Annotated in this window: 23 protein-coding genes and 1 other annotated feature; all 23 genes read left to right on the top strand. The window is 37.8% G+C overall.

Annotated elements, in window-relative coordinates; all coding sequences use genetic code 11:
- Nucleotides 1–14 precede the first annotated feature (14 nt).
- The 23 genes from ftsZ to pyrD all read left to right on the top strand — a co-directional run bounded on the left by ftsZ (nucleotide 15) and on the right by pyrD (nucleotide 23,836).
- The gene (gene ftsZ / locus WAX78_RS16940; RefSeq protein ID WP_336483187.1) at nucleotides 15–1,163 is read left to right on the top strand and encodes a cell division protein FtsZ; all 1,149 of its coding nucleotides are present in this window, start codon (nucleotides 15–17) and stop codon (nucleotides 1,161–1,163) included.
- 261 nt (nucleotides 1,164–1,424) lie between these two features.
- Nucleotides 1,425–2,342 (top strand): sigma-E processing peptidase SpoIIGA, encoded by a 918-nt coding sequence (gene spoIIGA, locus WAX78_RS16935; protein WP_336483186.1) that lies wholly within the window; start codon nucleotides 1,425–1,427, stop codon nucleotides 2,340–2,342.
- Between the two features lie 19 nt (nucleotides 2,343–2,361).
- Nucleotides 2,362–3,081, top strand: coding sequence for an RNA polymerase sporulation sigma factor SigE (gene sigE / locus WAX78_RS16930; RefSeq protein ID WP_098305552.1), 720 nt, complete (start codon nucleotides 2,362–2,364; stop codon nucleotides 3,079–3,081).
- Between the two features lie 196 nt (nucleotides 3,082–3,277).
- The gene (gene sigG / locus WAX78_RS16925; protein ID WP_090914402.1) at nucleotides 3,278–4,057 is read left to right on the top strand and encodes an RNA polymerase sporulation sigma factor SigG; all 780 of its coding nucleotides are present in this window, start codon (nucleotides 3,278–3,280) and stop codon (nucleotides 4,055–4,057) included.
- Nucleotides 4,058–4,248: 191 nt separating this feature from the next.
- Complete coding sequence (locus WAX78_RS16920; protein ID WP_336483185.1) at nucleotides 4,249–4,527, top strand: YlmC/YmxH family sporulation protein; 279 nt, start codon at nucleotides 4,249–4,251, stop codon at nucleotides 4,525–4,527.
- A gap of 116 nt (nucleotides 4,528–4,643) precedes the next feature.
- Nucleotides 4,644–5,453, top strand: coding sequence for a peptidoglycan editing factor PgeF (pgeF, locus tag WAX78_RS16915; protein WP_336483184.1), 810 nt, complete (start codon nucleotides 4,644–4,646; stop codon nucleotides 5,451–5,453).
- A gap of 5 nt (nucleotides 5,454–5,458) precedes the next feature.
- Nucleotides 5,459–6,133 carry a YggS family pyridoxal phosphate-dependent enzyme gene (locus tag WAX78_RS16910; protein ID WP_336483183.1) on the top strand — a complete coding sequence of 225 codons (675 nt, stop codon included), beginning with the start codon at nucleotides 5,459–5,461 and terminating at the stop codon, nucleotides 6,131–6,133.
- A gap of 19 nt (nucleotides 6,134–6,152) precedes the next feature.
- The gene (locus tag WAX78_RS16905) at nucleotides 6,153–6,614 is read left to right on the top strand and encodes a cell division protein SepF (protein WP_336483182.1); all 462 of its coding nucleotides are present in this window, start codon (nucleotides 6,153–6,155) and stop codon (nucleotides 6,612–6,614) included.
- Nucleotides 6,615–6,620: 6 nt separating this feature from the next.
- Complete coding sequence (locus WAX78_RS16900) at nucleotides 6,621–6,887, top strand: YggT family protein (protein WP_336483181.1); 267 nt, start codon at nucleotides 6,621–6,623, stop codon at nucleotides 6,885–6,887.
- Nucleotides 6,888–6,899: 12 nt separating this feature from the next.
- A complete protein-coding gene (locus WAX78_RS16895; protein ID WP_336483180.1) occupies nucleotides 6,900–7,673 on the top strand; it encodes a YlmH family RNA-binding protein in 774 nt (257 codons plus the stop codon).
- Between the two features lie 91 nt (nucleotides 7,674–7,764).
- Nucleotides 7,765–8,271: a septum site-determining protein DivIVA gene (gene divIVA, locus WAX78_RS16890; protein ID WP_336483179.1), complete on the top strand. Its 507-nt coding sequence runs from the start codon at nucleotides 7,765–7,767 to the stop codon at nucleotides 8,269–8,271.
- 51 nt (nucleotides 8,272–8,322) lie between these two features.
- Nucleotides 8,323–8,542 (top strand) — a binding site (T-box leader).
- A gap of 80 nt (nucleotides 8,543–8,622) precedes the next feature.
- Nucleotides 8,623–11,388 carry an isoleucine--tRNA ligase gene (gene ileS / locus WAX78_RS16885; protein ID WP_336483178.1) on the top strand — a complete coding sequence of 922 codons (2,766 nt, stop codon included), beginning with the start codon at nucleotides 8,623–8,625 and terminating at the stop codon, nucleotides 11,386–11,388.
- 129 nt (nucleotides 11,389–11,517) lie between these two features.
- Nucleotides 11,518–11,850 carry a TraR/DksA C4-type zinc finger protein gene (locus WAX78_RS16880; RefSeq protein ID WP_336483177.1) on the top strand — a complete coding sequence of 111 codons (333 nt, stop codon included), beginning with the start codon at nucleotides 11,518–11,520 and terminating at the stop codon, nucleotides 11,848–11,850.
- A gap of 121 nt (nucleotides 11,851–11,971) precedes the next feature.
- A complete protein-coding gene (gene lspA, locus WAX78_RS16875; protein WP_336483176.1) occupies nucleotides 11,972–12,430 on the top strand; it encodes a signal peptidase II in 459 nt (152 codons plus the stop codon).
- A gap of 3 nt (nucleotides 12,431–12,433) precedes the next feature.
- Complete coding sequence (locus WAX78_RS16870; RefSeq protein ID WP_336483175.1) at nucleotides 12,434–13,342, top strand: RluA family pseudouridine synthase; 909 nt, start codon at nucleotides 12,434–12,436, stop codon at nucleotides 13,340–13,342.
- Between the two features lie 199 nt (nucleotides 13,343–13,541).
- Complete coding sequence (gene pyrR / locus WAX78_RS16865) at nucleotides 13,542–14,084, top strand: bifunctional pyrimidine operon transcriptional regulator/uracil phosphoribosyltransferase (protein WP_336483174.1); 543 nt, start codon at nucleotides 13,542–13,544, stop codon at nucleotides 14,082–14,084.
- A gap of 148 nt (nucleotides 14,085–14,232) precedes the next feature.
- Nucleotides 14,233–15,522 (top strand): solute carrier family 23 protein, encoded by a 1,290-nt coding sequence (locus WAX78_RS16860; RefSeq protein WP_336483173.1) that lies wholly within the window; start codon nucleotides 14,233–14,235, stop codon nucleotides 15,520–15,522.
- Nucleotides 15,523–15,670: 148 nt separating this feature from the next.
- The gene (pyrB, locus tag WAX78_RS16855) at nucleotides 15,671–16,585 is read left to right on the top strand and encodes an aspartate carbamoyltransferase (RefSeq protein ID WP_336483172.1); all 915 of its coding nucleotides are present in this window, start codon (nucleotides 15,671–15,673) and stop codon (nucleotides 16,583–16,585) included.
- Nucleotides 16,569–17,855, top strand: a complete 1,287-nt coding sequence (gene pyrC / locus WAX78_RS16850; protein ID WP_336483171.1) for a dihydroorotase — start codon at nucleotides 16,569–16,571, stop codon at nucleotides 17,853–17,855. The genes pyrB and pyrC overlap by 17 nt, the downstream gene beginning before the upstream one ends.
- Nucleotides 17,852–18,949 carry a carbamoyl phosphate synthase small subunit gene (locus WAX78_RS16845; RefSeq protein WP_098305518.1) on the top strand — a complete coding sequence of 366 codons (1,098 nt, stop codon included), beginning with the start codon at nucleotides 17,852–17,854 and terminating at the stop codon, nucleotides 18,947–18,949. The genes pyrC and WAX78_RS16845 overlap by 4 nt, the downstream gene beginning before the upstream one ends.
- Nucleotides 18,934–22,152, top strand: a complete 3,219-nt coding sequence (gene carB, locus WAX78_RS16840) for a carbamoyl-phosphate synthase large subunit (RefSeq protein WP_336483170.1) — start codon at nucleotides 18,934–18,936, stop codon at nucleotides 22,150–22,152. Before WAX78_RS16845 ends, carB begins: the two co-directional genes overlap by 16 nt.
- A complete protein-coding gene (pyrK, locus tag WAX78_RS16835; protein ID WP_336483169.1) occupies nucleotides 22,149–22,928 on the top strand; it encodes a dihydroorotate oxidase B electron transfer subunit in 780 nt (259 codons plus the stop codon). Before carB ends, pyrK begins: the two co-directional genes overlap by 4 nt.
- A complete protein-coding gene (gene pyrD, locus WAX78_RS16830) occupies nucleotides 22,925–23,836 on the top strand; it encodes a dihydroorotate oxidase B catalytic subunit (protein WP_154710753.1) in 912 nt (303 codons plus the stop codon). Before pyrK ends, pyrD begins: the two co-directional genes overlap by 4 nt.
- The last annotated feature ends 2 nt before the right edge of the window (nucleotides 23,837–23,838 follow it).

Genomic DNA, 23,838 nt, shown 5'->3' with positions numbered 1-23,838 from the left:
AGGGGGATTTCGACATGTTAGAGTTTGATACTACTCAAGATCAAATGGCAAATATAAAAGTTATCGGTGTTGGCGGCGGCGGAAACAATGCTGTCAATCGTATGATTGAGCATGGTGTACAAGGTGTAGACTTTATTGCAGTAAACACAGATGCACAAGCTTTAAATTTATCAAAAGCTGAAACAAGAATGCAAATTGGCGGCAAATTAACGCGCGGGCTTGGTGCTGGTGCAAATCCTGAGGTAGGGAAAAAAGCTGCTGAAGAAAGTAAAGAACAAATCCAAGAAGCACTTCGCGGAGCGGATATGGTTTTCGTAACAGCTGGTATGGGCGGAGGAACTGGGACTGGTGCAGCTCCAGTTATCGCACAAGTTGCAAAGGAGTTAGGAGCACTAACAGTTGGTGTTGTAACACGTCCATTTACATTTGAAGGCCGTAAGCGTGCAACGCAAGCTGCATCTGGTATCGCAGCGTTTAAAGAAAATGTAGATACATTAATCGTAATTCCAAATGACCGTTTGTTAGAAATCGTTGATAAAAATACACCGATGCTTGAAGCATTCCGTGAAGCGGATAACGTATTACGTCAAGGTGTTCAAGGGATTTCTGATTTAATTGCTACACCAGGTTTAATTAACTTAGACTTTGCGGATGTAAAAACAATTATGTCTAACAAAGGTTCTGCATTAATGGGTATTGGTGTGGGAACTGGTGAAAACCGCGCTGCGGAAGCTGCAAAACGTGCAATTTCTAGTCCATTGCTAGAAACATCTATTGATGGTGCACAAGGTGTTATTATGAACATTACAGGTGGCACAAACTTAAGTTTATATGAAGTACAAGAAGCAGCAGATATTGTAGCTTCAGCTTCAGACCAAGAAGTAAATATGATCTTTGGTTCTGTAATTAATGAGAGCTTAAAAGATGAAATCGTTGTAACAGTGATTGCAACAGGTTTTGATGATAGCATTTCAATGCAGCCACCAAAGCCGATTATTCGTCCTACAGCGACTACTAAAAATGTGCAACAGCCAGTACAACCAGTTAAACAACGTGAAATAAAGCGTGAAATGAAGCGCGAAGAGCCGGTTGTAAATGAGCGTAGTGCAGATGTAGATGACATTGACATTCCAGCATTTTTACGTAACCGTCGCAGACGATAATTGAATTGAAATTTTACCGCGACTAATAGTCAGTTAAATATTTTGATTTTAAATAAAAAAGAAGGCCTATTTAGGCCTTCTTTTTTTTATGCCTACAAATCTTTTCCATTGAAACTTTCAGGAATAATTTGTATTTTTTCAACACGACAAATTATTCCTGAAAGCTTCAAAATAACAAAAAATCCCTTCCGCCAATTGACACACTTTTCCATAGGATATGCATTATACTAGTCTAAACTTTATAAAAAAGAGGTGAACCGTTTGGTCGTTTACGCCGATATTATTTGGTTATTAAACGTCTGCATTGATTTCCTTTTACTTTTATTAACGGCAATTGTTTTAAAGCGAAAAGTAAAAAGGTGGAGACTTGCACTTGGCGCATGTATCGGTTCAACAATTGTTATTTTTGCATTCACACCGTTAGCATATGTGATGACACATCCTGTGATGAAATTATTATATTCATTCCTCATTGTTTATACTACATTTGGTTTTATTCGTTTTCGTACATTTTTACAGACCGTTTTAACATTTTATTTTGTAACATTCATGGTAGGAGGCGGCCTTGTTGGAGCACACTTTTTTCTTCAAACAAATGACATGGTCAATGGACTTGTTTCTACAAAATCCATTTCATATGGTGATCCTGTAAGTTGGGTGTTTGTTATGATTGGTTTTCCGATTATGTACTATTTTTCTAAAAAGAGAATTGCAGATGTAGAAGTGACAAAAATCCATTATGAGCAAATTGTGAAAGTAGATATCAAAATTGATATAAATGATATTCAACTAGATGGATTGATTGATAGTGGAAATCAATTGTATGACCCGCTTACAAAAACACCAGTTATGATTATACCTATTTCTTCTTTAGAACATGTGCTTCCAAAGTGGTTAATAGAGCAAGTTCAAATGAAAACAGCAATTCCATATATACCAGATGAAGAATCACAGTGGGCAACGCGTTTGAGGTTGATTCCTTATCGTGCTGTAGGTGTTAATCAACAATTTTTGTGGGCAATTAAACCTGACATTGTACGAGTTTATCATGAGGGCACTACAGTTACCGTAAATAAAGTATTAATTGGTTTGAATACACAGCAACTATCACCAAATGGTGAGTATCAATGTATTTTACATCCAAAAATGTTATTGTCTCAAGAAGTGACAATTGCTTAATACAAAAGGGAGGAATTTTATGTTGAAATTAAAATTTCGTTTAACTTATCTTTGGTATAAATTATTACTAAAACTTGGGATTAAGACCGATGAAATTTATTATATTGGTGGAAGTGAAGCACTGCCGCCTCCATTAACGAAAGAAGAAGAAGAGATATTGCTGCAAAAACTGCCAAAGGGAGATGAAACGGCCCGATCGCTTTTAATTGAACGTAATTTACGTCTTGTTGTATACATTGCTAGGAAATTTGAAAATACAGGAATCAATATTGAGGACCTGATTAGTATTGGAACCATTGGTTTAATTAAAGCGGTTAATACCTTTAACCCAGAAAAGAAAATTAAACTTGCAACATATGCTTCAAGGTGTATTGAAAATGAAATTTTAATGCATTTGCGAAGAAATAATAAAAATCGTTCAGAAGTATCATTTGATGAGCCTCTTAATATTGATTGGGACGGAAATGAATTATTGCTATCAGATGTTCTTGGAACGGATGAAGATATTATTACAAAAGATTTGGAAGCAACTGTTGACCGCCATTTACTGATGAAAGCATTGCATCAATTAAATGATCGAGAGAAGCAAATTATGGAACTTCGTTTTGGATTAGATGGCGGAGAAGAAAAAACGCAAAAGGATGTTGCAGATATGCTAGGTATTTCACAGTCTTATATTTCGCGTTTAGAAAAACGAATTATTAAAAGGCTTCGTAAAGAATTTAACAAAATGGTATGAAGTTGATCATCCTTTAGCGAACACTCTTTTTCACTTGAGGCTCTTAGTTGATTGCTTTTTTTGCAAGTAATTTAAGTTTCATTTTAGAAAAGAGAACGTTGCATTTAGTAATATGTGATAAATGAGTATATGCATAAAATTCCCTCCAAAGGAGATACTTTACACTGTACAGCAACTCCCGATAGGAGGGAACACTTTGACGAGAAACAAAGTAGAAATTTGCGGTGTTGATACATCTAAACTTCCAGTACTAAAAAATGAAGAAATGCGACGGCTATTTCGAGAAATGCAAAGCGGCGATATAAGTGCAAGGGAGAAACTAGTAAACGGAAACTTACGTCTTGTACTGAGCGTCATCCAAAGATTTAACAACAGAGGGGAGTTTGTTGATGATTTATTTCAAGTTGGCTGCATTGGACTTATGAAATCCATTGATAACTTTGACCTAAGCCAAAATGTTAAATTCTCAACGTATGCTGTACCAATGATTATTGGAGAAATTCGAAGATATTTGCGTGATAATAACCCAATACGCGTTTCGCGTTCATTGCGTGATATTGCGTATAAAGCATTGCAAGTACGAGAAAAGCTTATTGCTGAAAATTCAAAAGAGCCAACAGCGATGGATATAGCAAAGGTACTTGATGTAACGCACGAAGAAATTGTGTTTGCACTTGATGCGATTCAAGATCCAGTTTCATTGTTTGAGCCGATATACAATGATGGTGGGGATCCAATTTTTGTGATGGATCAGCTAAGTGATGATAAACAAAGGGACGAGCAATGGGTCGAAGAATTAGCATTAAAAGAGGGAATGAAGCGATTAAATGAGCGAGAAAAGATGATTATTCGCAAGCGTTTCTTTCAAGGGAAAACACAAATGGAAGTGGCGGAGGAAATTGGGATTTCTCAAGCGCAAGTATCACGTCTTGAAAAATCAGCAATTAAACAAATGAATAAAACAATTCAAGGCTAAGGTCTCATCATTTATGATGAGACCTTTTATAGTTTTGAAGGGAGATTCTGCTCATAGGGAGGGTGATGTGTTCATATAATGGCTATATAAAAAGGATTTTGTACGTGAAGGGTAATGTAGTGTCATTTTGTTTATGCTTTGCGGTGGAATTATGATTGTCAGTTAAGTATGGAACAAAGGAGAGGATTGTAATGATACGTATTTCAGAATTTCAAATGAAAGATGTTGTCAATGTGTCAGATGGGAAGAGACTTGGAAATATTGGAGATATCGATATTGATATGAAGACGGGAAGAATTCAAGCAGTTATTATTACAAAACAAGGAAAAATGCTAGGTTTATTTGGAAAAGAAGAAGAGTTTGTAATTCCTTGGAAACAAATTGTGAAAATAGGAGAAGATGTTATCTTAGTTCGAGCAGATCAAGCGAATACAATTACAGAAACAATACAAACACCGACAATTTCTTAAAGAATGTTACAAATTCCTCTTTTTTTTATGTTGTCATTATGGAAAAATAAAAGTATGGTAAAATAGACAGGAAGTACCATACTTTTTATGTTATTTTATTATAAGGAGCCTTTTTTATGAGAGAACCATTTACATATAAGGACGATATGTTACATTTACAAGCATGGGAACAACTGGGGCCCATCATAGCTGGATTTACGACAAAAGAAGGCGGAGTGAGTACCGGATCGTTTCATACAATGAATTTGGGGCTACACGTCCATGACAAAGTGGAAGATGTTCATGAAAATCGGCGTCTTTTAGCAGAAAAGTTACATGTTTCATTAGAAAATTGGATTTGTTCGGAACAGGTTCATGACTATCATGTTGCAAAAGTAGGAAAGCAAGAGAAGGGAAAAGGGGTCTTTTCCTATAAAGATGGTATCCCGAATACAGATGGCATATATACGACAGATACTGACGTGTTATTAACATCTTGTTATGCGGATTGTGTTCCATTATACTTCTATTCCCCATCTTATAAAATGATTGGACTTGCACATGCTGGTTGGAAAGGAACCGTAAAGGGAATTGCAAGTGAAATGATTAGAAAGTGGAAAGACGAAGGTGTATCACTTGATGATATACATGTTGCCATCGGTCCGTCTATTGGTGCGTGTTGTTATGTTGTGGATGAACGTGTGTTATCTGCAGCTAAACAAGTGGTTCATGGTTCCGTTCCATATGAAATGATTTCTGATGGACAATATGCAATTGATTTAAAAGAAATAAATCGTTTGCTTTGTTTACAAGCTGGGATTAAAGAAGAGCATATTATCATGTCATCTCTTTGTACAAGCTGTGAAACGCAATTATTTTTCTCACATCGTCGCGATTATGGAAAGACGGGAAGGATGCTTAGTTTTATCGGCTTTAAGGAGGAGTGAAAGTAGTGACAGTACAAGAAAATTTAATATACGTTCAACAAGAAGTTGAAAAAGCATGTCAACGAGTGAATAGATCTTTAGATGAAATTACACTTGTTGCTGTTACAAAAACAGTAGGTATTGAAAAGACAACAGATGTATTGCAAGCTGGACTTGTACATCTTGGTGAAAATCGTAATGAAGGTTTTTTGCAAAAATATGAGCACTTTGGAAATAAAGCGACATGGCATTTTATCGGTTCGTTGCAAACTAGAAAAGTAAAAGAGATTGTAAATGAAATTGATTATTTACACTCACTTGATCGTCTTTCACTTGCAAAAGAAATTCAAAAACGAGCAACTAAATCAATTCGTTGCTTTGTACAAGTGAAAACTTCAGAGGAAGAGTCCAAACAAGGAATAGCTATAGATGAAACAATAGAGTTCATTCACAACTTACAACAATTGGATAAGATTGAGGTTGTTGGACTTATGACGATGGCACCTTACACGGATGATGAAATGCAAATTCGTAGTTGTTTTCAAATGTTGCGTAAACTGCAAAAGCAAGTACAAGATTTAAAGCTATCGTATGCTCCATGTACGGAATTATCAATGGGAATGTCAAATGATTATACAATTGCAATTGAAGAAGGCGCTACATTTATTCGTTTGGGGACGATTTTAGTAGGAAAAGAATAGAAGGAAGGAGAATCTTATTATGAGTTGGTCAAAAGTAAAGTACTTCTTTTTTGACACACCAGAAGAGCGAGAAGCACACTATGCTTATGAAAAGGAGCAAAAAGAAATGAAAAAAGAGCAGGAACCAGAACAGGATATTCCGCTTACAAAAGTACAACCGAAACAAAACGTGGTAAGTATTGAAACAGCAAAACACCCTTCAAAAGTTGTTTTATTAGAGCCGCGTACGTATTCAGAGGCACAGGGTATTGCTGATCATTTAAAAGGTCGCCGTGCGGTTGTGATTAATTTACAGCGCATGTCTACAGATCAAGCATTACGTATCGTTGATTTTCTAAGCGGCACTGTATATGCAATAGGCGGGGACATTCAAAAATTAGGTCCAAAAACATTTATATGTACACCTGATAATGTAGACATTGTTGGAGCAATTTCTGAATTGTTCGGTGAAGAGGAAGACACAAATATAAAGAGGTGGTAATACGCCATGACAATGATTTTACAAATATTGCTCTATGTAATACAAATTTATTCCTGGGCGCTTATTATCTATATCCTACTATCTTGGGTTCCGGGTGCAAGAGAGTCAACGTTTGGTGATTTCCTTGCCCGTATTTGCGAGCCATATTTAGAACCATTCCGGAGGTTTATCCCACCGATCGGAGTAATCGATATTTCTCCAATCGTAGCAATCATTGTACTACGCTTAGCTAGTTCAGGATTGATCCGTGTATTTGAATTTTTTGTGAGATAAGAGGATATACACATGAGCATCTATGAACATTTTAGACCTGAAGAAACGGTTTTCGTTGATAAAGTGTTAGAATGGAAGCAAGCGGCAGAAGAATATCATCAAGTGAAACTTACTGATTTTCTTGACCCGCGTGAACAACAGATTGTTTCTATGATTGTTGGACATCAAGGAGATGCTATGTTTCAATTTTATGGAGCTACTCCGAATGCAGAAAGAAAACGGGCGTTAATTTATCCAAATTATCTTATGCCGAATGAAGAAGAGTTTCAAGTAGAAGTATTAGAAATTGACTATCCTTCTAAATTTTACACGCTGGAACATCGTCAAATATTAGGGGCATTTATGTCTCTTGGGTTAAAGAGAGAAAAATGCGGAGATATTTGGCTCCAAGAAAATCGTGCCCAAATTGTAGTTGCAAAAGAAGTTGTTTCGTATATAAAAATGAATTTACAATCAATTGGAAGAACAAAAGTGTCTTTAGCACCTGTGTTATCGGAAAACGTATTACATATACAAGAACAGTGGGACGAGAAATCGGGAACTGTTTCGTCGCTTCGATTAGATGTACTGATAGCAGAAATGTTTCATATATCTCGTCAGAAAACACAGCCGTTTATTAAAAATGGTCTTGTGAAAGTGAATTGGAAAGTAGTTGAGCAATCTGCTTATGACTGCTTTCCGGGAGATGTATTTTCTGTCAGAGGTTATGGCAGGAGTAAATTACTCACTGTTGATGGAAAAACAAAACGCGATAAATGGAGAATTTTGTATGGAATCTTAAAATGATTTCTTTTTTAGAAGGAAAATCTCCCATTTTGTCGAAGAAAAGATATAATTAAAAAGGAAATTTTAGATAACCTACTTGGAGGTGGCGTTTGTGCCGTTAACACCGTTAGATATTCATAATAAAGAATTTGGCCGTAGCTTTCGCGGCTACGATGAGGATCAAGTAAATGAATTTCTTGATCAAGTCATTAAAGATTATGAATTAGTGATTCGTGAGAAGAAAGCGTTAGAAGAAAAGGTTGCACAACTAGAAGGGAAATTAGAACATTTCTCCAATATCGAAGATACATTAAATAAATCTATTGTTGTAGCGCAAGAAGCAGCAGAAGAAGTAAAACGTAATGCACAAAAAGAAGCAAAGTTAATTGTTCGTGAAGCAGAGAAAAATGCGGACCGTATCATTAATGAAGCGTTAGTAAAATCAAGAAAAGTGGCATTTGATATTGAAGAATTGAAGAAGCAAGCGAAAGTGTTCCGTACACGTTTCCGTATGCTAATAGAAGCACAGCTTGAAATGCTAAACAATGATGATTGGGACAAGCTAATCGAGTTGGAAGAAGAAGTAGATGAGCTTCTTAAGAAAGAAGAAACAGTGTAAGCTTGACGTTTTTCTTATTATTACATATAATTCTATACAACATAAATTTTTAGAAAAACGAAGATAGGGATAAGTACTTTTTTCATACCTTATATAGCGAACTGAGGACGGTGGAAGCTCAGGATAAGGAGAGAATGGGAATATCACCCTGGAGTTCCTCGCTGAACAACAAAGTAAGCAGAGGCGTGTATTCGCGTTAAGAATATAAAGAGGATTGCTATATGTAGTAGTCTACTAGGGTGGTACCGCGGGAGACCTTCTCGTCCCTTTTTTGGGGATAAGAAGGTCTCTTTTTTGTTCCATTTATTTGGAAAAAATGTCTTTTTTTATATATTCAAGGAGGAATTAAGCATGGATTACAAAGATACTTTATTAATGCCAAAAACAGAATTTCCAATGCGTGGAAATCTACCGAAACGTGAGCCTGTAATGCAAGAAAAATGGGCTGAAATGAACATTTATGAAAAAGTACAAGAACGTACAAAGGGGCGTCCGCTATTCGTACTACATGATGGACCTCCATATGCAAATGGTGACATTCATATGGGACATGCGTTAAATAAAGTGTTAAAAGACTTTATTGTTCGTTACAAATCAATGACTGGATATTGTGCACCATATGTACCAGGTTGGGATACGCATGGATTACCAATCGAGCAAGCTTTAACAAATAAAGGTGTTAAGCGTAAAGAGATGACAGTTGCTGAGTTCCGTAAACTTTGTGAAGAATACGCATATGAGCAAGTAAGCCGTCAGCGTGAGCAATTTAAACGTTTAGGTGTACGTGGTGATTGGGATAACCCATACATTACATTAGAGCCAGCGTACGAAGCACAGCAAATTAAAGTATTTGGTGAAATGGCGAAAAAAGGCTACATCTATAAAGGACAAAAACCTGTTTACTGGTCTCCGACAAGTGAATCTGCATTAGCAGAAGCGGAAATAGAATATAAAGATAAAAAATCTGCATCTATTTACGTAGCATTCCCTGTAAAAGATGGAAAAAATGTTTTAGAAGGTGACGAGAAGTTCATTATTTGGACAACAACACCTTGGACATTGCCAGCTAACTTAGGTATTTCTGTTCATCCAGAACTTGAATACAGCATTGTAAAAGTAGATGATACAAAATATATCATTGCTTCTGAGTTACTCGAAACAGTTTCAAAAACATTAGAGTGGGAAAACACAGAAGTTGTTAAAACAGTAAAAGGTAGCGAGCTTGAGTATACAGTGGCTAAGCATCCATTCTATGACCGTGATTCTCTCGTTATGCTTGGTGAGCATGTTACAACAGATGCTGGTACAGGTTGTGTACATACAGCACCAGGACACGGGGAAGATGACTTCCTTGTTGGGAAACAATATGGATTAGAAGTTCTTTGTCCAGTTGATGATAAAGGTGTATTAACAAGTGAAGCACCTGGATTTGAAGGGTTATTCTACGATAAAGCAAATAAACCAATCACGGAAAAATTAGAAGAGGTTGGTGCATTATTAAAATTAACATTTATTACGCATTCTTATCCACATGACTGGAGAACGAAACAACCAATTATTTTCCGCGCAACTGCACAATGGTTTGCATCTATTGAAGCGTTCCGCAGTGAATTATTACAAGCTGTAGAGGAAACAAAATGGGTACCAGCATGGGGTGAAACACGCCTTCATAATATGGTTCGTGACCGCGGTGACTGGTGTATTTCTCGTCAACGTGCGTGGGGTGTACCAATTCCTGTATTCTATGCAGAAAACGGTGATCCAATCATTACAGATGAAACGATTAATCATGTAGCAGATCTATTCCGTGAGAACGGTTCGAACGTATGGTTTGAACGTGAAGCGAAAGACTTATTACCAGAAGGCTTTACACATCCATCTAGCCCAAATGGCGAATTCCGTAAAGAAACGGACATTATGGATGTATGGTTTGATTCTGGTTCTTCTCATCAAGCTGTATTAGAAGAGCGCGAGGACTTACAACGTCCAGCTGATTTATATTTAGAAGGATCAGACCAATATCGCGGTTGGTTTAACTCTTCATTATCAACAGCAGTTGCGGTAACAGGCAAAGCGCCGTATAAAGGTGTTTTAAGTCATGGATTCGTACTAGACGGTGAAGGTCGTAAAATGAGTAAATCTATCGGGAATATTGTTGTACCGAAGAAAATCATGGATCAATTAGGCGGCGATATTTTACGTCTGTGGGTATCTTCTGTTGATTATCAATCTGATGTACGTATTTCAGATGATATTTTAAAACAAGTAGCAGAAGTATATCGTAAAATCCGTAATACATTCCGTTTCTTATTAGGAAACTTAGCTGACTTTAATCCAAGTCAAGATGCAGTAGCAAAAGCTGAACTTCGTGAAGTAGACCGCTACATGTTAGTGAAATTAAATGACTTAATTACAAAAGTAAAAGAAGCTTATGAAACGTATGAATTTGCAGCTGTATATCATGCGATTCACAACTTCTGTACAATTGATTTAAGTTCATTCTATTTAGATTTTGCAAAAGATATTTTATATATCGAAGCAGAAAATAACCACGATCGCCGTGCAATTCAAACGGTATTGTACGATGTTCTTGTTGCGTTAACAAAACTTGTAACGCCAATTTTACCTCATACAGCGGATGAAGTATGGCCATATGTTCCTGGTGTAGTAGAAGGAAGCGTTCAGTTAACTGATATGCCGGAAGCTGTAGAAGTAGAAGGTGCTGAAGAGTTAAAAGTAAAATGGGATGCATTTATGACACTTCGCGATGATGTATTAAAAGCGTTAGAAGTGGCACGTAATGAGAAAGTAATTGGTAAATCGTTAAATGCGAGCATTACCCTATTCCCAACTGTAGAAATGAAACAAATGTTAGAATCTATTAGCGAAGATTTAAAACAGTTGTTTATTGTTTCTGAGTATAAACTTGGTGGAACGATGGAAGAAGCGCCAGCTGATGCACCGAAATATGAACATACAGCTGTCGTTGTAGCACAAGCAACTGGTGAAACGTGTGAACGTTGCTGGGTTGTGTCTGAAACAGTAGGAAGTAATGCAGACCATCCAACATTATGTGAACGCTGCGGAGAAGTTGTAAAAGAACATTATGTAAAATAATGAAATGAGGAAAATCGACTGCCTTGTATGCAGTCGATTTTTTCTTCCTTGGAAGGAAAAATGTGTGTGCGGTAATCGCGTGCTTTTCGGATAAACTAACGATACATTCCAGCCGGGAGGGACGCGCTTGTGACTGACACATACATGGAGATTCAAGAAGAGCTACAATTGATGCAACGAGAGCTACAGGAGCGATTAGCAAAGGAAGAGACGTATGCGTATGATGTAGAATTTGGACAGGAATTTTTAGGTATAGATCATACTAATGGGAAAAATAAATTATTATTGCATGATATGAGAGAAGATTTAAAAGATGTAGAGCGAGCACTTTTGAAAATGGAAATTGGTATGTATGGGATTTGTGAAGAAACAGGGCAAAGAATGACGCTTAGACAATTAAAGGCTATGCCAACAGCACGTACAGTTTATGAATGTTTTTATGAAAAAGTAAAAACAATTTAAAGATAACAATATTATATTACCTAATTCATTTTATTTTATGCTCCCATGCGATGCTTCATTGTGAAAACATAGCAGCTATGCTAAAATTTTGAGGTACACTGTCATTGTGGGGGAAACGAAAATGATATATTATTTGATAGCATTATTTGTGATTGTCATTGATCAAGTATCAAAATGGATTATCGTAAAGGAAATGGAGTATGGCCAGAGCATTCCGATTATTGATAATGTGCTATACATAACGTCTCACCGTAATACCGGGGCTGCATGGGGCATTTTAGAAAATAGAATGTGGTTCTTTTATGTTATCACAGTCATCTTTGTTATTTTTATTGTGATTTATATGCAAAAATATGCAAAGACAGACAAGCTTCTCGGCATTTCGCTTGGACTTATTCTAGGCGGAGCAATTGGTAATTTTATTGATCGTGTATTCCGAAAAGAAGTTGTTGATTTTATTCATACGTATATTTTCTCATACAACTTCCCGGTATTTAACATTGCAGATTCGGCATTATGTGTTGGTGTTATGTTAATTATTATTCAAACATTACTAGAAGGAAAGAAAACAAAGGAGTAAATAATGAGCGAAGTAGTGCAAGTAACAGTTACAGAAGAGCAAAAAAACGAACGGATTGATAAATTTGTTGCAGGGGTGAACAATGAATGGTCTCGTTCACAAGTGCAACAATGGATTAAAGATGGTGTTGTAACCGTAAACGGAAAGGACATCAAAGGGAACTATAAAGTAAAAACAAATGATGAAATTACAGTTACCATTCCAGAACCAGAATCATTAGATATTCTTCCGGAAGATATGAATTTAGATATTTATTATGAGGATAGTGACGTACTTGTCGTAAACAAGCCGCGTGGTATGGTTGTACACCCTGCGCCAGGGCATACGAGCGGTACGCTAGTAAACGGTTTAATGTATCACTGTAAAGATTTATCGGGTATTAACGGTGTAATGCGTCCAGGAATTGTGCACCGCATTGATAAAGATACGTCTGGATTATTGATGGTGGCAAAAAATGATATGGCACATGAAGCGCTTGTAAATCAGCTTGTGGCAAAAACAGTAACAAGACGCTATCAAGCGATTGTTCATGGTGTTATTCCGCATGATAAAGGAACGATCGATGCGCCGATTGGACGTGATAAACAAGACCGTCAAAGTATGACTGTTGAGGAAAATGGAAAACATGCTGTCACTCATTTCCGTGTATTAGAACGTTTTAATAATTTCACTCATGTGGAATGTCAACTAGAAACAGGTCGTACGCATCAAATTCGTGTACATATGAAATATATTGGGTACCCACTTGCAGGTGACCCGAAGTATGGTCCAAAGAAAACGTTTGATATAAATGGTCAAGCATTACATGCAGGTATTTTAGGTTTCGTTCACCCGCGCACAGGTGAATATTTAGAATTTGAAGCACCAATTCCACAAATTTTTACAGATCTTTTGGATGAAGTGCGAAAATAATGTTGACAATCGTTATAAAAACTGCCATAATAACAGCAGTTGAATAAGTCCTTTAACACAGCCCCGTGAGGTTGAGAAGGTAACGGTTTGAAATACGTAGGGTACGTATACCCTTTTTCAAAAAATCCTCTCGCACACGACGAGAGGATTTTTTTATACCATTCCTCTCACGCAAGAAAAAAGCCTGGAGGTGAAGAACATGAAAGAAAAAGCAGTGGTTCTAGATGATCAAATGATTCGCCGTGCTTTAACACGCATTAGTCACGAAATTGTAGAACGTAATAAGGGTGTTGAAAATTGTGTTCTAGTTGGGATTAAAACACGCGGTATTTTTATTGCACAGCGCTTAGCAGAACGAATTAGTCAAATTGAAGGAAAAGAGATGGCAGTTGGTGAATTAGATATTACATTATATCGTGATGATTTGACGCTGCAATCTAAAGATAAAGAACCGCTTGTAAAAGGTTCAGATATTCCTGTTGACATTACAAATAAAAAAGTAATCCTCGTTGATGACGTATTATATACAGGAAGAACAGTAAGAGCTGCCATGGATGCATTAATGGATATCGGTAGACCATCGCAAATTCAGTTAGCTGTTCTTGTAGATAGAGGTCACCGTGAACTACCAATTCGCGCTGATTATGTAGGAAAAAATATTCCAACATCAAGCGAAGAACGTATTGAAGTAGGACTTCAAGAAACAGACAAACAAGATCGAGTAAGCATATACGAAAAATAAAGCCCTTTTAAATGTAGTCCTGTGAGGCTGCCAAAGGGTCTTGGCTTTCATATGTCTAATTTGACATACGAAAGTATAGGACTCTTTGTGCATAGGGCGCAAAGAGTTTTTTTATTGCAAGTTTTCAACATTGGAGGAGGAGATAATAATGGAACAAAAGCCAGTGTTAGACATTCATGAAGTACCGAAACCAGGAAAATGGTTATTGCTAAGTATACAACATTTATTCGCTATGTTCGGATCGACAGTGCTTGTTCCGTTTTTAACAGGATTAAGCCCGGCAGTTGCCTTAATTTCGAGCGGACTAGGTACGTTAGCATTTCTGCTAATCACGAAAGGGCAAGTCCCAGCTTATCTTGGATCATCATTTGCATTCATTGCGCCGATTATTACGGCGAAAACAGCAGGTGGTCCAGGAGCAGCAATGCTTGGCGGCATGATGGCAGGACTTGTTTATATGTTGATTGCACTTGCGATTAAAAAATCCGGATCAAATTGGATCATGAAGCTTTTACCCCCAATCGTCGTAGGTCCAGTTGTTATGGTAATCGGACTTTCACTTGCGAATGTAGCAGTAGGAATGGCAATGAATAATGCAGATGGGAAATATAGCATCACACACTTTTCAGTTGCACTTGTCACATTAGCAATTACAATCATCTGCTCAATCTTTGGAAGAGGATTCATAGGCATCATACCAGTTTTAATAGGAATCATAGGTGGTTACATCTTTGCTTACTTCCAAGGCTTAGTCGATTTGAAACCAGTAATAGAAGCGAAATGGTTTGATGTACCGGATTTCGTAGTGCCATTTGTCACATATACACCAGAATTTTCGTGGAAAATAGCATTAGTAATGGTACCTGTTGCAATCGTTACAGTTTCAGAGCATATCGGGCATCAAATTGTACTTGGAAATGTTGTGAATAGAGATTTAATTGAAAAGCCAGGTTTGCATCGTTCTATTATGGGAGATGGAATTGCAACATTCATTGCTTCACTCATTGGAGGACCTCCGAATACGACGTACGGTGAAAATATTGGGGTGCTTGCAATTACAAGAGCATACAGTGTATATTTGTTCGTCGGATCAGCGATATTTGCAATCATGTTCGGATTCATTGGTAAAATTTCAGCGCTTATCCACTCGATCCCAACACCAGTTATGGGTGGTGTATCAATCTTACTATTCGGTGTTATCGCATCAAGCGGTTTACGCATGATGGTAGATGAGAAAACAGATTTAGGTGATAAACGGAACTTAATGATTGCGTCAGTTATACTTGTAATCGGCATCGGCGGTGCAGTGCTTCATATCGGTCAATCATTCCAAGTGGAAGGGATGGCTCTTGCAGCAATTGTAGGGGTAATTCTAAACTTAGTACTGCCTGAACTGAAACAAAAACAACAACAACAAGCAAAGAACATTGCTTCATAAAAACAACCTTTTAATTCAGTCCTGTGAGACGGAAAAGGGTGTGTAGTTTGTTACACCCTAGTCTCACACGACTAGGGTATTTTTATGCAGTTATTGTTATATAAATACAAAGGTGTTAAGATAAAAATCAGAAAGATGAGGGATGACAATGAACCATTTGTTAACGATGAGTGAATTATCGGAGCAGGAGATTTCAGAAATCCTAAAAGATGCAGAAGATTTCGCAAGTGGAAAAGGAATAAGAACGACAGAGCAAACGTTTGTTGCAAACTTATTCTTTGAGAACAGTACGAGAACACGTTTTAGCTTTGAAGTAGCAGAGAAACGATTAGGGCTCGATGTTCTGAACTTCTCGGCAGAGTCTTCTAGCGTACAAAAAGGAGAAACATTATACGATACGATAAGAACACTCGAATCAATTGGAACAAAAGCAGTGGTCATCCGCCATCAACAAGATCGCTACTTCGATGAGCTAAAGGATCAAGTAAACATTCCAATCTTGAATGCTGGAGATGGATGTGGAAATCATCCAACGCAATGTCTTCTAGATCTTTTAACAATTAAACAAGAGTTTGGAAGATTTGAAGGATTAAAGATTGCGATTGTTGGAGATATTCGCCATAGCCGAGTAGCTCGTTCTAATGCTGAAACTTTAACAAAACTAGGAGCAACGATTTACTTTGCTAGCCCTGAAGAGTGGAAAGATGAAACGAACACATTTGGAACATACAAAAGTTTAGATGAGCTTGTTCCAGAAGTTGATGTGATGATGTTACTTCGTGTGCAACATGAGCGTCATGATCATTATGAAACAGATATTATGAAAGAGTATCATGAGCAGCACGGATTAACAATTGAACGAGAAAAGCGTATGAAACAAGGAAGCATTATTATGCATCCAGCTCCTGTAAACCGTGATGTAGAAATTGCAAGTGAACTCGTCGAGTGTGAGCGTTCACGCATATTCAAACAGATGGAAAACGGAGTTTACGTAAGAATGGCTGTACTAAAACGCGCATTACCAAATGTATTAGGAGGAATGAAACATGAACTATTTGTTTAAAAATGGACGTTATTTGAATGAAGAAGGAAAAATCGTAGCAACAGATCTTCTCGTACAAGACGGTAAAATTGCGAAAGTAGCAGAAAATATTACGGCAGATAATGCTGAAGTAATCGATGTAAACGGAAAATTAATTGCACCTGGATTAGTAGATGTACACGTTCATCTTCGCGAACCAGGTGGTGAGCATAAAGAAACAATTGAAACAGGTACACTTGCAGCAGCAAAAGGTGGATTTACAACAATTTGCGCAATGCCAAATACACGCCCAGTACCAGACAGCAGAGAACATATGGAAGACTTGCAAAAACGAATTAAAGAAAAAGCACATGTAAATGTATTGCCATATGGAGCGATTACAGTACGCCAGGCAGGTTCTGAAATGACAGACTTTGAAACGTTAAAAGAACTTGGAGCATTCGCGTTTACTGATGATGGAGTAGGCGTACAAGATGCAAGCATGATGCTGGCAGCGATGAAGCGCGCAGCAAAATTAAATATGGCAGTTGTTGCACACTGTGAAGAAAATACGCTTATTAATAAAGGTTGTGTACATGAAGGGAAGTTTTCTGAGAAACACGGCTTAAACGGTATCCCATCAGTATGTGAATCTGTACATATTGCCCGGGACATATTGCTTGCAGAAGCAGCAGGTTGTCACTATCACGTTTGTCACGTAAGTACAAAAGGATCTGTACGTGTGATTCGTGATGCAAAGCGTGCTGGAATTAAAGTAACAGCAGAAGTAACGCCGCATCACTTACTATTATGTGAAGATGATATCCCATCAGCTGATCCTAATTTTAAAATGAATCCACCGCTTCGAGGAAAAGAAGATCATGAAGCGTTAATCGAAGGATTATTAGATGGAACGATCGATATGATCGCAACTGACCACGCACCGCATACTGCGGAAGAGAAAGCACAAGGGATTGAAAGAGCACCGTTCGGAATTACTGGTTTTGAAACGGCATTCCCACTTTTATATACGAACCTTGTGAAAAAAGGAATCATTACATTAGAACAATTAATTCAATTCTTAACAGAAAAGCCAGCTGATACATTCGGTTTAGAAGCAGGGCGCCTGACAGAAGGTAGAGCAGCTGATATTACAATTATCGATTTAGACAATGAAGAAGAGATTGATCCAACAACATTCTTATCAAAAGGAAAAAATACGCCATTTGCAGGCTGGAAATGTCAAGGCTGGCCGGTTATGACATTAGTTAGCGGTAAGATCGCATGGCAAAAGGAGAGTGCATTAGTATGAAAAGACAGCTTATCTTAGAAGATGGAACAGTATTAATTGGAAAAGGTTTCGGAGGAGAAATCGAAAAGTCAGGTGAGGTTGTATTTACAACTGGAATGACTGGATATCAAGAAACATTATCTGATCCATCATATTGCGGTCAAATCGTAACATTTACGTATCCATTGATCGGAAATTACGGTATTAATCGTGATGATTTTGAATCAATTCATCCATCTGTAAATGGTTTAATCGTAAACGAAATTTGTGATCACCCATCTAACTTCCGTAATGAAATTTCGTTAGATGATTATTTAAAAGAAAGAAACATTCCAGGATTAGCGGGAATTGATACAAGAAAATTAACACGAAAAATTCGTCAATATGGAACATTACGCGGACGTCTTTGCAACATGGATGCGGATGTAGAGTACATCGTTAGCCAATTAAAAGCGACAGTCTTTACAGATCATGTGAAACGCGTATCAACTAAAGATCCATATCCAAGTCCAGGTCGTGGCCATCGCGTTGTACTTGTAGACTTCGGTATGAAGCATGGTATTTTACGAGAACTAAATAAACGTGACTGTGATGTAATTGTTGTACCTTACAATACAACGGCTGAAGAGATTTTACGCCTTAGCCCAGATGGAATTATGTTAAGTAATGGACCTGGGGATCCAAAAGATGTACCAGAAGCAATTGAAATGCTAAAAGATATTATTGGAAAAGTACCATTATTCGGGATTTGCCTTGGACATCAATTGTTCGCTCTAGCATCTGGTGCAAATACAAGCAAGTTAAAATTCGGTCACCGTGGTTTAAATCATCCAGTAAAGCATCTTGCAACTGGAAAAGTAGCCATTACTTCTCAAAACCATGGTTACGCAGTAGAAGAAGAATCAGTTAAAAGTACAGATCTTGAAATTACACATGTAGCTTTAAATGATGGAACGGTAGAAGGTCTTCGTCATACGAAGTTCCCAGCATTTACAGTACAATACCATCCAGAAGCTTCAGCAGGGCCAGAAGATGCAAATGATTTATTCGAAGATTTCTTAACAATGATTGAAAACTTCAAGAAAGAAGGGGAAGAGTTATGCCAAAACGCCTAGACATTAACACAATTTTAGTAATCGGATCAGGACCAATTGTAATCGGGCAAGCAGCGGAGTTTGATTACTCAGGAACACAAGCTTGTCAATCTCTTAAAGAGGAAGGTTACAAAGTAATCCTTGTTAACTCTAACCCAGCAACAATTATGACTGACACTGCAACAGCAGATAAAGTATACATTGAGCCATTAACATTAGAATTCGTAAGCCGTATTATTCGTAAAGAACGCCCAGATGCAATCTTGCCAACATTAGGTGGTCAAACAGGTTTAAACATGGCTGTTGAACTTGCAAAATCAGGCGTACTTGACGAGTGCGGAGTTGAAATTTTAGGAACAAAATTATCAGCAATCGAGCAAGCGGAAGATCGTGATTTATTCCGTACATTAATGCAAGAATTAAATGAACCAACACCACCAAGTGAAATCATTCATACGCTTGATGAAGCATATGACTTTGTAAAAGAAATTGGTTATCCAGTAATTGTTCGTCCGGCATTTACACTTGGCGGAACAGGCGGCGGTATTTGCCATAACGAAGAAGAGTTAATTGAAACCGTAACAAGTGGTTTAAAACATAGCCCAGTAACACAATGTTTATTAGAAAAGAGTATTGCTGGTTGTAAGGAAATCGAATATGAAGTAATGCGTGATTCAAATGATAACGCAATCGTAGTATGTAACATGGAAAATATTGATCCAGTTGGAGTTCATACAGGTGATTCTATCGTTGTAGCACCGAGCCAAACGTTAAGTGACCGTGAATATCAAATGTTACGTAACACATCATTAAGAATTATTCGTGCATTAGGAATTGAAGGTGGATGTAACGTTCAACTTGCGCTTGATCCACATAGCTTCCAATACTATGTAATCGAAGTAAACCCACGTGTAAGTCGTTCATCTGCACTAGCATCTAAAGCAACTGGATATCCAATTGCGAAATTAGCAGCGAAAATTGCAGTCGGCTTAACATTAGATGAAATTGTAAACCCAGTTACACAAAAAACATACGCTTGCTTCGAGCCAGCATTAGACTATGTTGTTTCAAAAATTCCACGTTGGCCATTTGACAAGTTTGAATCAGCAAACAGAACGCTTGGAACACAGATGAAGGCAACGGGTGAAGTTATGTCAATCGGACGTAACTTAGAGGAATCATTATTAAAAGCGGTTCGTTCTTTAGAGCTTGGTATTTATCACCTAGAGTTAGATCACTTAAAAGAGCTTGATAAAGAGACGATGAAAAAACGTATTGTGAAAGCAGATGATGAGCGTCTGTTCGTTGTAGCAGAAGCAATTCGTCAAGGTGTAACGAAAGAAGAAATTAATGCATGGTGTGAAATGGACTTCTTCTTCTTACAAAAAGTTGAAAACATCGTAAACATGGAACGCGAAGTAAAAGCGAATGTAGGAAATATGGAAGTATTACAATCTGCGAAAAAAATGGGCTTCAGTGATCACTACATTGCAGCTGCTTGGAATAAAACAGAGCGTGAAATTTACGATATGCGTAAAGAAAATAATATGACACCAGTATTTAAAATGGTAGATACTTGTGCGGCAGAGTTCGAATCTGCAACGCCTTACTACTACAGCACATACGGTGACGAGAACGAATCAATTGTGACAGATCGTAAGAGTGTAGTTGTACTAGGATCTGGTCCAATCCGTATTGGTCAAGGTGTTGAATTTGACTATGCAACAGTTCACTCTGTATGGGCAATTAAAGAAGCTGGATATGAAGCAATTATTATTAACAATAACCCAGAAACAGTTTCAACAGACTTCAGTATTTCTGACAAATTATACTTTGAACCATTAACAATCGAAGATGTAATGCACATCATTGATTTAGAGAAGCCAGAAGGTGTTATCGTTCAGTTCGGTGGACAAACGGCAATTAACTTAGCTGCAAAATTAGAAGAGCATGGTGTGAAAATTTTAGGAACATCACTTGAAGATTTAGACCGTGCAGAAGATCGTGATAAATTCGAAGCAGCATTAACGCAGCTTGGTATCCCGCAGCCAGTTGGTAAAACAGCAACGACTGTAGAACAAGCGGTAGCAATCGCTGAAGAAATTGGTTACCCAGTATTAGTAAGACCATCTTACGTACTTGGCGGACGTGCGATGGAAATTGTATATCGTCAAGAAGAACTACTGCACTATATGAAAAACGCAGTAAAAGTTCATGCAGATCATCCAGTATTAATTGACCGCTACATGGTTGGTAAAGAAATTGAAGTAGATGCAATTTCAGACGGTGAAAATGTATTCATTCCAGGTATTATGGAACATATTGAACGCGCTGGAGTTCACTCTGGTGACTCAATTGGAGTATACCCACCGCAAAGCTTATCTGCAAAACTGAAAGAACAAATTATCGAAAATACAATTGCACTTGGAAGAGGATTAAACATTGTTGGATTACTGAATATCCAGTTTGTAGTATTCAAAGACGAAGTGTATGTAATTGAAGTAAACCCACGTGCGAGCCGTACAGTACCATTCTTAAGTAAAATTACAGGTGTACCGATGGCGAATATCGCAACAAAAGTTATTTTAGGTCAAAATCTTGTAGAACAAGGATATGAAACTGGGTATCGTCCAGAAGAGAATGAAGTGTATGTAAAAGCTCCAGTATTCTCATTTGCGAAACTACGTTCAGTTGATACAACATTAGGGCCTGAAATGAAATCAACAGGGGAAGTAATGGGTAAAGACTTAACGCTTGAAAAAGCACTATATAAAGGACTTGTTGCTTCAGGAATTAACATTCCAACGCACGGATCAGTAATCATTACTGTGGCGGATAAAGATAAAGAAGAAGCGATGGAAATTGCAAAACGCTTCCATGAAATTGGCTATAACTTATTAGCAACAGCAGGAACAGCACAATCATTAACAGAGCAAAACATTCCGGTGCAAGTTGTAAACAAAATTGATTCTGAAGACTACAACTTACTTGATATCATTCGTCAAGGAAAAGCACAGTTTGTTATTAACACACTAACAAAAGGAAAACAACCAGCGCGTGATGGCTTCCGTATTCGTCGTGAGTCTGTAGAAAATGGAGTAGCATGCTTAACATCACTAGATACAACAAGAGCAATCTTACGCGTACTAGAATCTATGACATTCTCAGCTCATGCTATGAAAGAAATTGCGCCAACGCAGCGTCACGAGATGGTACGTGCATGATGCAAAAGCAAAATATGATCGTTGTTAACCAAAAAGAAATCGCAAAAAATATTTATGAACTAGTGCTTCAAGGTGATCTTGTACAGCAAATGAACGAACCAGGGCAGTTTGTACACATTAAAGTAGCAGAAGGCATTACGCCTCTGCTGCGCCGCCCAATTAGTATTTGTAATGTTGATCAAGAAAATAACGAATTTACAATGCTATATCGTGCGGAAGGACAAGGAACAAAAACATTAGCAAAGAAAAAACAAGGTGAACTTGTAGACGTATTAGGACCATTAGGCCATGGATTTCCTGTAGAAGAAGCAGAAGCAGGGCAAACGGCTCTTTTAGTAGGGGGCGGAATTGGTGTGCCACCACTTTATGAGTTATCACAACGCCTTGTTGCAAAAGGAGTACGTGTCATTCACATCTTAGGTTTCCAAACAAAAGATGTTGTCTTCTACGAAGAGAAATTTGCAGAGCTTGGCGATACGTATGTTGCAACAGTCGACGGTACACATGGTACAAAAGGATTTGTAACAGATGTAATTGATAGCTATGGAATTGACTTTGACATTCTATACTCATGTGGACCTTTAGCGATGCTACGGGCACTAGAAGGCCGTTATAAAGAGAAAAAAGCCTACATTTCATTAGAAGAACGTATGGGCTGTGGGATTGGAGCGTGTTTCGCATGTGTATGTCACTTGCAAGAAGATCCAAGTGGACATTCTTACAAGAAGGTGTGCAGCGACGGGCCAGTATTTCCAATCGGGGAGGTTGTACTATGAACAGATTGCAAGTTGAATTACCAGGATTATCATTAAAGAATCCAATTATCCCAGCATCTGGTTGCTTTGGATTTGGTCGTGAGTATGCGCAGTTTTATGATTTAAGTGTACTTGGATCAATCATGATTAAAGCAACAACGGAACAACCTCGTTATGGAAATCCAACGCCTCGTGTTGCCGAAACGCCAGGCGGAATGCTAAATGCAATCGGGCTTCAAAACCCAGGGTTAGAAAAGGTGATGACCTCTGAATTACCATGGCTAGAGCAATTCGATCTTCCGATTATTGCGAATGTTGCGGGCTCACAGGCTGAGGATTATGTAGCAGTAGCAAAGGAAATTTCGAAAGCACCAAATGTTCATGCGCTAGAGTTAAATATTTCTTGTCCAAACGTAAAAACAGGTGGTATTGCTTTTGGTACTGTCCCAGAAATTGCTGCTGATTTGACGAAGCGAGTAAAAGAGGTTTCTGAAGTACCGGTATATGTGAAATTGTCACCGAACGTGGCAAACATTGTGGAGATTGCAAAGGCAATCGAAAATGCAGGTGCGGACGGATTAACCATGATTAATACATTGCTTGGTATGCGTCTAGATTTAAAAACAGCAAAACCAATTTTAGCAAACCGTACAGGTGGACTATCAGGCCCAGCGATTAAGCCAGTGGCGATTCGTATGGTGCACGAGGTGAGTCAAGCTGTTAACATTCCAATTATCGGAATGGGTGGTATTGAATCAGCGGAAGATGTAATTGAGTTCTTTTACGCTGGTGCAAGTGCAGTAGCAGTTGGAACAGCAAACTTCGTTGATCCGTTTGTATGTCCAACAATTATTGAAGAATTACCAGCACTTTTAGATGAATTAGGATTTGAACACATTTCGGAATGTCAAGGAAGGAGCTGGAAGTAAAC

Source organism: Bacillus yunxiaonensis, from assembly GCF_037104695.1.
GTDB classification, from domain to species: domain Bacteria; phylum Bacillota; class Bacilli; order Bacillales; family Bacillaceae_G; genus Bacillus_A; species Bacillus_A yunxiaonensis.
This window is presented reverse-complemented; position numbering and strand designations above follow the sequence as displayed.